Origin of the sequence: Leifsonia sp. Root112D2 (assembly GCF_001424905.1) — a bacterium.
Taxonomy (GTDB): domain Bacteria; phylum Actinomycetota; class Actinomycetes; order Actinomycetales; family Microbacteriaceae; genus Root112D2.
The window spans coordinates 1,730,194-1,743,052 of sequence record NZ_LMCU01000001.1 but is presented as its reverse complement, the minus strand read 5'-3'; the positions used below and the strand labels follow the sequence as shown (position 1 = coordinate 1,743,052).

14 protein-coding genes are annotated in these 12,859 nt (G+C 67.2%); 6 read left to right on the top strand and 8 right to left on the bottom strand.

Annotated elements, in window-relative coordinates; all coding sequences use genetic code 11:
• Positions 1 to 2 precede the first annotated feature (2 nt).
• Positions 3 to 1,823, bottom strand: a complete 1,821-nt coding sequence (locus ASC63_RS08055; protein WP_055811707.1) for a CocE/NonD family hydrolase — start codon at positions 1,821 to 1,823, stop codon at positions 3 to 5.
• Between the two features lie 140 nt (positions 1,824 to 1,963).
• On the opposite strand from ASC63_RS08055, the gene ASC63_RS08050 reads away from it, so the two are divergent.
• From ASC63_RS08050 to ASC63_RS08030, 5 genes are all read left to right on the top strand, one after another.
• Entirely contained in the window at positions 1,964 to 2,455 is a 492-nt protein-coding gene (locus ASC63_RS08050) for a DUF3237 domain-containing protein (RefSeq protein ID WP_235492007.1), read from the top strand.
• Positions 2,456 to 2,554: 99 nt separating this feature from the next.
• Complete coding sequence (locus ASC63_RS08045; RefSeq protein ID WP_055811703.1) at positions 2,555 to 3,640, top strand: cupin domain-containing protein; 1,086 nt, start codon at positions 2,555 to 2,557, stop codon at positions 3,638 to 3,640.
• Positions 3,637 to 4,506, top strand: coding sequence for a fumarylacetoacetate hydrolase family protein (locus ASC63_RS08040; RefSeq protein WP_055811700.1), 870 nt, complete (start codon positions 3,637 to 3,639; stop codon positions 4,504 to 4,506). Before ASC63_RS08045 ends, ASC63_RS08040 begins: the two co-directional genes overlap by 4 nt.
• Before the next feature lies 1 nt (position 4,507).
• The gene (locus ASC63_RS08035; protein ID WP_055811697.1) at positions 4,508 to 5,260 is read left to right on the top strand and encodes a maleylpyruvate isomerase family mycothiol-dependent enzyme; all 753 of its coding nucleotides are present in this window, start codon (positions 4,508 to 4,510) and stop codon (positions 5,258 to 5,260) included.
• A gap of 44 nt (positions 5,261 to 5,304) precedes the next feature.
• Positions 5,305 to 5,769: a MarR family winged helix-turn-helix transcriptional regulator gene (locus tag ASC63_RS08030; RefSeq protein WP_055815168.1), complete on the top strand. Its 465-nt coding sequence runs from the start codon at positions 5,305 to 5,307 to the stop codon at positions 5,767 to 5,769.
• A 29-nt stretch (positions 5,770 to 5,798) separates the two neighbouring features.
• Here ASC63_RS08030 and ASC63_RS08025 read toward each other — a convergent pair whose 3' ends face one another.
• From ASC63_RS08025 to ASC63_RS07995, 7 genes are all read right to left on the bottom strand, one after another.
• Complete coding sequence (locus ASC63_RS08025) at positions 5,799 to 6,245, bottom strand: MarR family winged helix-turn-helix transcriptional regulator (protein ID WP_055811695.1); 447 nt, start codon at positions 6,243 to 6,245, stop codon at positions 5,799 to 5,801.
• 102 nt (positions 6,246 to 6,347) lie between these two features.
• Positions 6,348 to 6,851: a MarR family winged helix-turn-helix transcriptional regulator gene (locus tag ASC63_RS08020; protein ID WP_082487397.1), complete on the bottom strand. Its 504-nt coding sequence runs from the start codon at positions 6,849 to 6,851 to the stop codon at positions 6,348 to 6,350.
• Complete coding sequence (locus ASC63_RS08015) at positions 6,841 to 7,893, bottom strand: branched-chain amino acid ABC transporter permease (protein ID WP_200936817.1); 1,053 nt, start codon at positions 7,891 to 7,893, stop codon at positions 6,841 to 6,843. Before ASC63_RS08015 ends, ASC63_RS08020 begins: the two co-directional genes overlap by 11 nt.
• The gene (locus ASC63_RS08010; RefSeq protein WP_055811692.1) at positions 7,890 to 8,744 is read right to left on the bottom strand and encodes a branched-chain amino acid ABC transporter permease; all 855 of its coding nucleotides are present in this window, start codon (positions 8,742 to 8,744) and stop codon (positions 7,890 to 7,892) included. Before ASC63_RS08010 ends, ASC63_RS08015 begins: the two co-directional genes overlap by 4 nt.
• 2 nt (positions 8,745 to 8,746) lie before the next feature.
• Positions 8,747 to 9,424, bottom strand: coding sequence for an ABC transporter ATP-binding protein (locus ASC63_RS08005; RefSeq protein ID WP_082487395.1), 678 nt, complete (start codon positions 9,422 to 9,424; stop codon positions 8,747 to 8,749).
• Complete coding sequence (locus ASC63_RS08000; RefSeq protein WP_055811689.1) at positions 9,421 to 10,182, bottom strand: ABC transporter ATP-binding protein; 762 nt, start codon at positions 10,180 to 10,182, stop codon at positions 9,421 to 9,423. Before ASC63_RS08000 ends, ASC63_RS08005 begins: the two co-directional genes overlap by 4 nt.
• Positions 10,183 to 10,184: 2 nt before the next feature.
• Positions 10,185 to 11,402 (bottom strand): ABC transporter substrate-binding protein, encoded by a 1,218-nt coding sequence (locus ASC63_RS07995; protein ID WP_157487632.1) that lies wholly within the window; start codon positions 11,400 to 11,402, stop codon positions 10,185 to 10,187.
• Positions 11,403 to 11,628: 226 nt separating this feature from the next.
• Here ASC63_RS07995 and ASC63_RS07990 point away from each other — a divergent pair, with 226 nt between their 5' ends.
• A complete protein-coding gene (locus tag ASC63_RS07990) occupies positions 11,629 to 12,819 on the top strand; it encodes a thiolase family protein (RefSeq protein ID WP_055811683.1) in 1,191 nt (396 codons plus the stop codon).
• Positions 12,820 to 12,859: the final 40 nt, after the last annotated feature.

Genomic DNA, 12,859 nt, shown 5'->3' with positions numbered 1-12,859 from the left:
ATCTATTGCCTCTCATTCTTCGTCGAATCCGATGCAGGAACTGCGCGGCCCGTCTCGGTGCCGGGCGTGCCGATGATCGGCAGGGTGATGCGGCTCGGGTGAGCCGCATCGTGAAAGATCGTCTGTTCGGCCGCGACCCTCTCGGCCGAGGTGTACGCCGTCTTGCCCGTGTTCGGGTTCGGGTCCCAGCGCGGGTTGCTGCTGGAGGTGACATCCACGCGAATGCGGTGCCCGGCCAGGAAGGTGTTGGCGGTCGCCCACAGATCGATGCGGTACTCGTACACGGTGCCCGGTTCGATGGGCGAGGGTCGCGGGCCGGCCGAGCCGAGCGATCCGTCGTTCTCGCGCGCGGAGGCACGGATGATGCCGTCCGCGATCAGCATGGAGCGACCGTCCGGATACACGTCGCACAGGCGTGCGACGAAGTCGGTGTCCACGGCCGACGACGAGGCGAACAACGTCACCTCGAGATCGCCTATCACGGTGACGTCCTCGTCGAGGGCCGCCGAGGTGAACGAGAGCACGTCGCTGCGCTCGTAGAGCGGCGACTGGTCGAAGGGGCCCGGCTGGTATGGAGGCGGCAACAGCGTGGCGCCGCCGCGCGTGGGCACGGGGTCGGCGGGGTCATATGAATAGCTCGAGCCGGATGCCTCGTGCCCCGGCTGCAACGCCAGCTCGCCATCCGCGCCGAGGTACCACCGCTGCAACTCGTGCGCTCGCGGCGGGAATTCATTCATGATGCGCCAACGGTTCTCGCCCATCACGAAGATGCGCACCGGCGGTACGTTCTCCAGCAGTTCGGTGCGCCCCTTGAGCGTCGCGTCGTACCAGCGCAGATGTTGCTCAGTCAGGCCGACATCCGCACCCGGAAAGAAAGCCGAGCTGAAGGTGCCGAAAGCCAGCTCGCCCAGCCGATCTGCCTGGGAAGTGTGCGACCAGGGACCGATGACGAGGTGCGGCAGCGGCAAACCCGCCCGCTTCGTATGCTCCAGCACACCGCGGTACTGCTCCAGCGTCGAGCCGAGAAAGACGTCATACCAGCCGCCCACGACGAAGACGGCCTGATCGATGTCGTCATAGTGGCCGGCCGTCATATTAATGCTGCGCCAGGGGTCGGTGGAGTCGCGACCGAGTGATTCGGCCACCCAGGTGAGCATCGGCTCCGCGGTCGGCAGATCGCGCAGCGGGCGGGTCGTGAAGATTTTGTCGTCGTCGAAGAGATCCTGCACCTCGGCGTGCGCACGCAGCGCATTCGCGAAGCCTTCGGCGCCGGGTGGGTTGTGCCGTCGAGTGGACTCCAGGCCGACGGCGCCGTGGCCCCATCCCAGCCGGCTGCCGAGTTCGTGGGCACCGCCGCGCATCACGAATCCGCGCGTGTGCGAATGAGAAGGGCTGTTGACCGTGACCATCGATTTCAATGCCGCGGGGCGCCCGAGCGCCGAGCTCCACTGCGTCTCGGCACCGTATGAGGCCCCCCAGGTGCCGACAATCCCGTTGCTGCCGGCAAGAGCCGCAGCCCAGGCGACAGCCTCGACGCCGTCCGCCTGCTCCTGCGTGGTCGGCGCAAATTCGCCGTCCGACGCGAACCGGCCGCGAACATCCTGAATCACCACGATGTAGCCGGCACGCACCACTCGGAATACATCGAGGTAGCCCATGACGAACGGGTTGTCTTTGCTGTACGGATGCCGCAGCAGCAGCACCGGCACCTTCTCGTCTGTGCGCGGCGCGTAGACATTCGCGCGCAGCACTGTGCCGTCGCTCAGGGTGCACGTAGCGTCGAAGACGATGGTGACGTCGGCATCGGGAGTCTCGGGCTTCATTGCCGTCCTTGGGTTGAGAGTGCGGGTTGTGACCGATTCTGAGGGGGGCTCATCGCGGTCGTCAAGGTGATTATTCCGGCGTGCGATGCCGGTAAATTCGTCATCGCGGTGGCGGCTGAACCGTTGCTAGTGTCGCCCTCGTGATTCATGACAGCGACGTGGCGATCCACACGACCGGCACCCCCGGGCTTACCTTTCTGGCGACCATCTCTGTGCAGGTCGGCACGCCGATCGAGCTCGGCATGATGGATGACGGCCCTCGCCGCATCATTCCCATCACGGGCGGCCGCGTGGTCGGCCCCGAACTGCGCGGCACCGTGCTGGCGGCGGGCGCCGACTACCAGCTGCTGCGCTCGCCGGGCGTGACCGAGCTCGTCGCCAAGTACGCCATCGAGACGGATGACGGCGAACACATCTACGTGGACAACTTCGGCCTGCGCGCCGGCGACGCCGACGATATCGCTGCCCTGGTTCGTGGCGAAGAGGTCGATCCGTCGCGCATCTACTTTCGTTGCTCGCCACGCATGAGCGCATCCGGAGAGCGCTGGTCCTGGCTGGGTTCACGCATCCTGGTCGCCACGGGCGAGCGCTACCCCGACGAGGTGCGCCTCAACGTCTTCGTCGTCGACTGACGGCGAGACGGGTGTGGCGGTAGCGAGCATCCGTGCATATAGTTGGGGTACTGACTATTTAGTGGCGCGGATGCCACGCACCGCCAGGAAGGAACTGCAATGCAGCAGATGGACGGCACAGCAGACACCCCGGAGCTCGAGCAGCTCTACCGCGACTTCGACGCGAACCACATGTCGCCGCTGTGGACCCAGCGCGACGACCTCATGCCGATGGCGCCCTCACCGCAGGCGATCCCATACGTCTGGCGCTGGAAGACCCTCTACGACATCGCCCGACGCTCCGGCGACCTCGTTCCCGTGGGCCGCGGCGGCGAGCGCCGCGCCGTCGGCCTGAGCAACCCGGGCCTGCCAGGCACGGCCTATGCAACTCCCACCCTGTGGTGCGCCATCCAGTACCTCGGCGGTCACGAGACGGCGCCCGAGCACCGCCACAGCCAGAACGCCTTCCGTTTCGTGGTCGAGGGCGAGGGCGTGTGGACCGTCGTCAACGGCGACCCAGTGGCGATGCGCCGCGGCGACCTGCTGCTGACGCCGGGCTGGAACTTCCACGGCCACCACAACGACACGGCCAACCCCATGGCCTGGATCGACGGCCTCGACATTCCGTTCTCCAACTACACCGATGTCGGCTTCTTCGAATACGGTTCCGAGCGTGTCACCGACGAGGCCTCCCCCGACGTTTCCCGCGCCGAGCGCCTCTGGGCGCACCCCGGCCTGCGCCCGCTCTCCGGGCTCGAGAACCGCACGAGTTCCCCGCTCTCGGCCTACCGCTGGGAGCATACGGATGCCTCCCTGCGCGAGCAGCTCAAGCTCGAAGACGAGGGCTACCCGGCCACCGTCGAACAGGGCCACGCCGCCATTCGCTACACGAACCCCACCACCGGCGGCGACGTGATGCCGACGATCCGCTGCGAGTTCCACCGGCTGCGCCCGGGGGCGGAAACGCCCACCCGCCACGAGGTCGGATCCTCGGTGTGGCAGGTCTTCGAGGGAGAGGGCAGCGTCGTTCTCGGCGGTGAGGAACACACACTCGAAACCGGAGACATCTTCGTGGTGCCCAGCTGGGTGCCGTGGTCGCTGCACGCCTCCACCACCGCTTCCTTCGACCTGTTCCGCTTCAATGACGGTCCGATCATCGACCGCCTCTCCTTCGCCCGCAGCTACGTTCCGGCGGAAACGAAATGAGGCTCGGCACGCTCCGCGTCGGGAGCAGCAGCGCCGCGACAGGCAGCACGCAGGAGACCGGCACCGTCGCGGTGCGCATCGACGAGAACATCGCCATCGAGATCGCCGGCTTCGCGGATGTGGGAGCCTTGCTCGCATCGGCGGGGTGGCAGGATGCCGCGCGCGGCGCATCCGGAACCATCCATGAACTCGATGATCTCGCGCTCACCGATTGGGCACCCGTTGTTCCCCGCCCGAGCAAGATCGTCTGCGTCGGCCTGAACTATGCCAACCACATTCGGGAGATGGGGCGCGAGCTGCCCGAGTTTCCGACGCTGTTCGCCAAGTACCCCGAGGCCCTCATCGGCCCGTACGACACCATCGTGCTGCCGCCCGAGGCCGCGGATGCCGTCGACTGGGAGGGCGAGCTGGCCATTGTGATGGGCGCGACGGCACGTCGCACGCCGGCCAGCGAAGCCGGTGCGACCATCGCGGGTTACGCCGTGATCAACGACGTGACCATGCGCGACTTCCAGTACCGAACGCCCGAGTGGTTCCAGGGCAAGACCTTCGAGGCCACCACGCCGTTCGGGCCGTATCTCGTCACAACCGACGAATTCTCCCCCGGCCCCGAGCTGCGCACGGATGTCGACGGCGAGCTCGTGCAGCACACCCCCACCGACGACCTCGTCTTCGGACCGGAGGCGCTCGTCGAGTACATCTCGACGATCTTCACGCTGAACCCCGGCGACGTGATAGCCAGCGGAACGCCCGGCGGCGTCGGCCACGCGCGCAAACCCCCGCGCTACCTCGCCGACGGCTCGGTGCTCACCACCACGATTGACGGCATCGGCACGCTCACCAACCCCGTGCGCAAGGGGCAGTGACGTGGTCGCCCGCAGAGATCAGGTCACCGATCCCCGCATAGCCGCCGACCTGCTGCTCGCACGCCGCGGCAGCGCGTACTTCTCCCGCAAGCTCAACGAACTCAGCGACGAAGAATACGACGGGCCGTCATTGCTGGCCGGCTGGCAGCGGCGGCACGTGATTGCCCACGTGGGCTACAACGCCCGCGCGCTCACCCGGCTCACCGAGTGGGCGGCGACGGGCGTCGAGACGCCGATGTACGCATCCGCGGCGCAGCGCAACGAGGAGATCGAGTACGGCTCGACCCTCAACGTGCTCGCGCTGCGCAACCTCTCCGATCACGCGATTGTGCACCTGAACGTGGAGTGGCGTGACCTGCCGACGGATGCCTGGAGCAACCAGGTGCGCACCGCCCAGGGGCGCGTCGTGCCCGTCTCTGAGACGGCCTGGATGCGGGCCCGCGAGGTGTGGCTGCACGCCGTTGACCTCGACAACGGCGGCCGCTTCGAGCATTTTCCGCCCGAGTTCCTCGACAGGCTGCTGGCCGACATCGCCGGCAACTGGGCGAAGCGCCAGAAGGCGGAGGGAATCCCATCGTTCGTGCTCGAGCCCAGCGATCGTGAGGAGTCGATCACGGTGGGCGAGGCATCCGAAACGCCGGTCATCTTGCGCGGTACCGCGGCGCGCCTGGCGCAATGGGCATCCGGCCGCGGCACCACGGGCGTGCTCACGGCAGACGGAGACGCCGCCGCTCGCGCACCACGCTGGATATGACCGCGAGCGACCGCACGTTCCACGCCGTGGGACAATCGTCGCCTATGAACTCTCTCGACCTCTCCACCTTCACCGGCTTTCTCATCCGGCGCGCGCAACAGGCGCACGTCGCGGTGTGGCAGCGGGAGGTCTCGGCAGAGGTCACCAGCGTGCAGTTCGGTGTGCTCAATCTGCTGCACCGCACCCCGGGCTCCAGCCAGCGCGAGCTGTGTGACGGTCTCGACCTTGACCGCTCGACCATCGCCGACATCGTCGCGCGGTTGCAGGCCCGCGGTCTCATCGAACGCATTCGCGACACGAAGGACCGGCGGCGCAATATTCTGCACCTCAGCAAGCGCGGCGAGGCCGAATGGCAGCTACTGATCCCGCGCGTGCAGCGGGTTGATCACATTCTCACCGACACGCTGGCCCCGGCCGACCGGGGCGAACTGCAGCGCTTGCTCACCGCACTGCTCGACGCTCCGGATGTGCGCGAGGTCATTCGCGACGCGCCCACCGCCGCCTCCTGAGCCGCGCCCTGGCACCCGTGTTCTTGGCGTCAGTGCGCCTGGCCACCGCCGAGGGCAACCCGGCAAAACCGCAGTGCGCGGCGGAAGGCGGCGACCTCCGCGTCTCCCAGACCGGCGACCATGCGCTTCTCGATGTCGGCGACCGGCTCACGCAGCCGGTCGAGCACCCGCGCACCCTCGTCGGTGAGCGCCAGCAGATACTGACGTCTGCTTGCCGGGTCGCGCTTCCGCTCGATGAGCCCTCGGCCTTCAAGCGTGTTCACCATCTGCGCCATTGTCTGGGCGCGCACGAAGGAGTTGCGGGCGAGTTCGGCCGAGGTCAGGCCGGGATGCCGCTCCAGCACGGTCAACGCCGTGTACTGCAAGGAAGTGAGCTTCTCCGCATCGGCGACATCGTCGAGCTGGTAACGCATCGCGAGCTCAAGTTGCTTGGTGAGATAGAGCAACGTCGCTGCAGTGGTGGGCTGGGCAGTCATGGTGTCTCCTTTTCCTGACCTCGGCGCGATCGGACTCAGCCATTATCCACGCCCGGATGCCGCCGGTCCGCAGGAGCGCGTGTCGCGCCCGGCGCATCCGCTTTACGCTCGCGACACGGGCGCATCGCACGGGCGATCGTGGGCGCTGTCCGCGAGCGCCAACCGGCAGGATTGCAGCATCCCGCCCAGCAGCTGCACATCTGCGGAAGACAGCCTCGACGTCATGTCCTGCTCGATCTCGACGGCGGCCACGCGCATCCGGTCCAGCAGCTCGCGCGCGGCATCGGTGAGCGAGATCTGCATCTGACGCCGCGACGACGGATCGGGCACACGGCGCACGAGTCCACGCGATTCGAGGGCATCCAGCAACTGGGTCATGCTCTGCGGCCGCACGAACGACATCCGTGCCAGCTGCGCGGCGATCAGGCCCGTGTGCCGTTCAAGCACCGTCAGAGCCGTGTATTGGATCGTGGTGATGCCGTGCGCTGCGCTCAGTTGATCGAGGCGGGAGCGGGCGGCGAGCTCGACCTGCTTGATGAGGAACAGCATCGTCACCGGCGGCACCTCGGTCGTGACCGTGGCGGCGGACGGCGCGCTATCGGGCATCGACGACGTCCTCCTCTCGCGCGGCCTCGCTGGTCGGCGGCGGGCGCCGACGCGAACGCCACCACGACGCTGCAGACGCCACCGAGGGAACGATGCCGCGGGGCAGCACCAGCAGGAACACGACCAACACGATGCCGTAGCCGGCGTACTGCAGGATGGGCCCCGCCGTCGGCGGCAGACCGGGCAGTGCGGCCAGCGCGCTCAGCAGCTGCAGCCACAAACTGATCGCCACGGCGCCGACCACTCCGCCCCAGAGCGTTCCCAGACCGCCGATCATCGCCATGATGACGTAGCCGAACGAGGCCAATGGTGGGTAGGTGTCCTGGCTGACGAACGGCGTGAAGAAGGCGCCGATGCCGCCGGCCAGCCCCGCGAAAGCGCCGGCGATCGCGAACACCACGATCTTGCTGCGCAGCACCGAAACGCCGCTGGAGGCCGCCGCGCTCTCACTGCCGGCAAGCGCGCGGATGCCGCGGCCGAACCGGGAGTTCACGAGATTGTGCGCGGCCACCATGGCGGCGGCCAGAACGGCAAGCGCAAGGTAGGCGTATGGCAGCTGACCGCTGAACATGAGAGGTCCGACCGACAGCGGCGGGATACCGAAGATGCCGACGCCGCCGCCGAGGAAGGGCACGGTCGCCATGACCGTCTGCAGGATCAGCAGCACGGCCAGGGTGCCGAAGGCGAGGTAGTGTCCGCGCAGGCGCAGCAGTGGCCAGCCGATGAGGGCAGCCACGAAAGCGCCAAGAACGGGCGCCAGCACCAGCGTGAGCAGCGGCGGCCATCCGAGGTTGACGGTCAGCGTCGCAACGGCGAGCCCGCCGATGGCCACGAACGCGCTCTGCCCCAGTGAGACCTGGCCGGCGTAGCCCATGAACAGCGACAGTCCGGTGACCACCACCGCCGCGAGCACCGTCTGAACGAAGAACGTCAGATCGGTGAGCACGAGCGGGACCAGCCCCAGGATGACGAACACGACGACGGCGGCGATCCAGCGTGCCGGGCCCACGCCCGCACGCACGCGCATGGTGTTGGTACTCATTTCGCCTCCTCCGGGGCCATGGTGCCGGCCCGCACGATCATGATGATCAGCATCATCAGCAGGGCCACCGGGGTCTGGTATGAGCCGTTGCCATACGCGGCGACCAGCTGTCCGACGACCCCCAGGATCACCGCGCCCAGGAAGGTCATCCACGGGCTGCGCAGACCACCGAAGATTGCGGCGGCGAAACCACTGAGGATGAGCGGGAGGTCCGAGGCGACCGAAATCGCGGTGGTGGGGGCGATCAGCACTCCGGCAAGCCCGCCGAGCGCGCCGGCGATCGCGAACGCGATCAGCCCCATCGCGAGGGTGTTGATTCCGACAAGCCGCGCGGCACGCGGGTTGGATGCCGACGCCGTCAGCGCCTTGCCGATGTCGGTTCGTGCGAAGAACAGGCTCAGCAGGGCGAAGGCGACCAGCGCAGCCAGGAAGACGACGATGCGCTGGGTCTCCAGGCTCACACCGAAGATCTCGACCGAGCCGGTGACTCCCGGCGGCGAGACCGGTGTCTGGCCCCACATTGCTACGACCACGGCCTCGGCGATCATGCCGAGCCCGAGGGTGATCAGCAGCGAGATCATCGGCGGGGTGCCGCGCTTGCCGATCGCCGCGACGCCCAGAACCACGCCGATCACGGCGCAGCACAGCACGGCGACGAGTTCCGCGAGACCGTGCGGCAGGATGCCACTGAGCAGGGAGTATGAGATCATCGCGCCGAACACGGCGACCATGCCCTGCGCGAAGTTGAGCACGTGGGTGACCCGGTAGACGACGACGAGTCCGCTGCCGACCAGCGCGAAGGATCCGGCCTGCGCAAGGCCGGACAACACATAGGTGATCAGATCCTCCACGATCAGTCCTCCACTTCCGTGACATCCAGTCCGCCGAAGTAGGCGTCCTGCAGCTCGGGGGCGTCGCGCAGCCGCGAAGTGGGACCCTCGGCGACGATCTGTCCGGATTCGAGCACGTAGGCGCGCGAGCACAGTTCGAAGGCCAAGCCGATCTCCTGTTCGATGAGCAGCACGGCGGTCCCCTGCGAGCGGTTGAGCGCGGCGAGGTGATCGACGAGCTGGGCGGCCACCATGGGCGCGAGGCCAAGCGACAGCTCGTCGACGACAAGCAGATCGGGCTGGGCCATCAGTGCCCGCCCGACCGCTACCATCTGCTGCTGGCCCCCCGACAGGGTATCGGCTCGCTGCTTGCGCAGCCGCTGCAGATCGGGCAGCAGCTCGTACACCGGAGAGAGGTCTTTCGGACGGTGCCGCCAGGCGCCCAGGCGCAGGTTGTCTTCGACGCTGAGCTCGCCGAACATCTGCCGCCCCTCGGGCACCTGCGCCACGCGTCCGCCGACCTCGATCCGGCCGGACACGGGCTTGACCAGCCCCGAGACCGCGTTCACGAGCGACGTCTTGCCCGCGCCGTTCGGGCCGACCAGAGCGACCAGCTCCGCGTCATCCACCCTCAGCGACACTCCATCCAGGGCCGTGGCCGCACCGTAGTGCACGACGAGGTCCTCAACGGTGAGCATCATGCCGCGGCCCCTTGGCCCAGGTACGCCGAGATCACGCGCGGATCACGGCGAATCTCGTCAGGGGTACCGTCGGCGATCACCTCGCCCAGATCCAGCACCGTGATTCGATCGGCGAGGGTCGTCACCATCGACACATCGTGCTCGATCAGCATGATCGTCATGCCGTCACCGTGCAGCTCGCGGATCAGCTGCGACAGCTCGCGCCGCTCGTTGGCGCGCAGGCCCGACGCCGGCTCGTCCAGCAGCAGCAGCTTCGGCCGGGCGGTCAGCGCCCGTGCCAGCTGCAGTCGCCGCTGCTGGCCCAGCGGAAGCTGCTCGGCGTCACGATTCGCCCAGTCCGCCAGTCCGACCCGACCCAGCGCCTCGTGCGCTGCGGCGAAGATCTCACGCTCCTCGCGCCGGTGCCGCGGCAGGCGCAGCACGGCGCTGGCCGCCCCCGCCCTGGTGCGAGCGGTGGCGCCCACGGCAACGTTGGTCAGCACCGACATCCCCGGGAAGATCCGCGCCCCCTGGAACACGATCGCCACGCCGAGCTGAGCCCGCCGGTGCGGCGGGAGCCGGTCGATGTGCTCACCGTCCAGGGTGATGCGGCCCGAATGCGGATGCAGGTGCCCACTGATCATCGTGAACAGCGTGGACTTACCTGCACCATTCGGGCCGATCACCCCGCGAAGTTCGCCGTCTGCGACGGTAAGCGAGACATCCCGCGCCGCGTAGACGCCGCCGAACGCCCGGGAGAGCCGGTCGACTTCGAGCATCGTTACTTCGGGACGTTCGTCTTGAACGCGCTTACCTGGTAGTCAGTCGCCTTCCAGACACCATCCTTGACGACCATGATGCCGATGGCGCTGGCGTCCAGGCCCATGTGGTCGGTCTTGCTGTAGTGATAGTGACCGTTCGGGGTAAGCAGATCGGTCGTTTCCAGCGCATCGCGGATCTTGTCGCGATTGGTCGAGCCGGCTTTTTCGATGGCGTTCTTGAGCAACTCGATCGCGGTCGCGCCGCCATACGCGAACTCGGGCGGGTTCACATTCTTATTCTGGGCGCGCCACGGAGTGGCCACGGCCATCACCAGGTCCTTGTACGGGCCGGCCGGGATGGCGTCAGGATCCAGTGCAGCGGTCGTGGCACCGATGACGCCCTCGGCGGCCGCACCGGACGGCTGCAGCCAGAGGTTCGACGCCTGTGAGCCGGTCACAAAGAAGGGCACGCCCTTGCCTGCGATCTGCTTCGTGATGATGACGGGCGCCGGTCCGGAGCCCCACTGCACGAAGGCGTCGGGCTTGGCGGCGACCACCTTGGTGATCAACGGCGTGAAGTCCGTCGCGGCGGGGTCGTAGGCCTCGTCGAGCACGATCTTCATGCCGGCCGCCTCGGCCAGGCTCTTGGTCGACTTCTCGCCGGTCTGACCGTACAGGTCGGTGCCGGTGTAGGCCACGGCGACGGTCTTGACGTTGATCGACTTCCAATAGTTCACGAGTGCCGCGGCATAAATCTTCGTGCTGCCGGGCGATGTGAACGCGTACGAATTGCTGCCGTCGACATACTGATCGACGGGGCTGAGCGCGATCGTCGGGATCTTGTACTGCTTGATGCTGGAGCTGACCGCCAGCGCCGCAGACGTCATCGAACTCGCCAGCATCGCCGAATAGCTGCTGTCAGACGCCATCTGGTTGAACTGCTTGACCGACTCGGTGGGGTTGGTCTTGTCGTCGACGACCGTGAGTTCGATCTTCTGGCCCTTGATGCCGCCGGCCTTGTTGATGTCTGCGACCGTCTGCTCGGCCGCCTCCTTGTCGCCGGCGCCGAGAGCCGCGAGCGGACCGGTCAGTGGCATGACGGCGCCGATCTTGATGGGGCCGCTGGTGCCGCTCGAGGGCGATGCGCCCCCCGTGCTGGTGGTACATCCCGCCAGTGCGAGTGCTGTGATGGATGCCGTCGCAAACGCTGTGACGGCGAGCAATGTCTTGGACCTCATGGTCACTCCGATTCGTCGTTGAATGCAGGAGCCGGGCGATTATCAGGTTGCCTGACTACCAGAAAGTATGAACGACCCGGTGGGTCGCGTCAACCCTCGATCATGGAGTCGCCTCCGTCCACGAAACACGACGTCACGATTGAGTATTGCAACTAACAGTAAACCTGATAATCTTTAGAGGTGCGGCCGTGTCGGTGCCGCCGTCAGCGACGACATGGGAGCTTCGATGCGGTTCAACAAAGCGTTCGTTCCAATGGGCTTTTCGTGGGCCACCCCGTTCTCTAAATGGCAGGGGCCGCTCGCCAATCTCAACAGCCTCGACATGGCAGAAGACGTAACCCGCAGGGCTCTCGACGAGCGTGGCCTCCCGGCCGAGGAGATCACCGAATGGGCCTTGGGCTGCACCGTTCCACAGCCCAACGGCTTCTGGGGTGTCACGGTCATGGCGCGCCGCCTGGGTGCCGGCGCGTACTCCGGTCCGTGGATCGCCCGGGCGTGTGCGACATCCGCCGCGGTAGTCGAGCACCTCGCCGCCCAGGTGGAGCTCGGGGCGCACGAGACGACCATCGGCGTGCTCACCGACCGCACCAGCAACGGTCCCCTCATGGTCTTCGCCAGCCAGACCACACCGAGTGCCGCCCCCGTGACCGAGCACTGGGTGAACGACCCGATGGCCTTCGAGCCGACCACCAGGAAGGGCATGTATTCCACCGCCGAGAACACGGCGGCCGACGCGGGCTTCACCAGGCAGCAGATCGACGAGCTCACCCTGCAGCGCTACGAGCAGTACACCCGTGCGCTCGACAACGACCGGGAGTTCCAGAAGCGTTACATGGTTCCCGTGCGTATCCCGGGCCGCAAGGCAGACACCTTCCTCGAGGAGGACTACGGCATCTTCCCGACCACGGCCGAGGGCCTCGCCGCGCTCAAAGCGGGGCAGGAGGGTGGGGTGGTCACTTTCGGTTCGCAAACGCATCCGGCGGATGGCGCAGCCGGCATCGTGGTCGCCACGGAGGAGCGCGCACGCGAGATCGGCCAGGACGGCGTGAGCGTGCAGATTCTCTCCACGGGCTTCAGCCGGGCCGACCCCGGTTTCATGCCCAAGGCTCCCGTCGGCGCGGCCCGCCGGGCGCTCGCCGATGCCGACGTCGATATCTCCCAGGTCGACATCATGACCAGCCACAACCCGTTCGCCGTCAACGACCTGTGGTTCTCGCGTGAGACCGGTTACCCGCTGGAGAAGATGAACCCGTATGGTTCGTCGCTCATCTACGGGCACCCGCAGGGGCCCACCGGGGCCCGCTCCATCGCCGAGCTCATTCAGGCACTGCACATTCGCGGCGGAGGCATCGGTCTCTTCGCCGGATGCGCCGCGGGCGACTCCGCCGGCGCCGTGCTGATCAAGGTCGGCGACTGAGCACTCCTGCATCACCACACACCATCCCCACAAGAAAGAG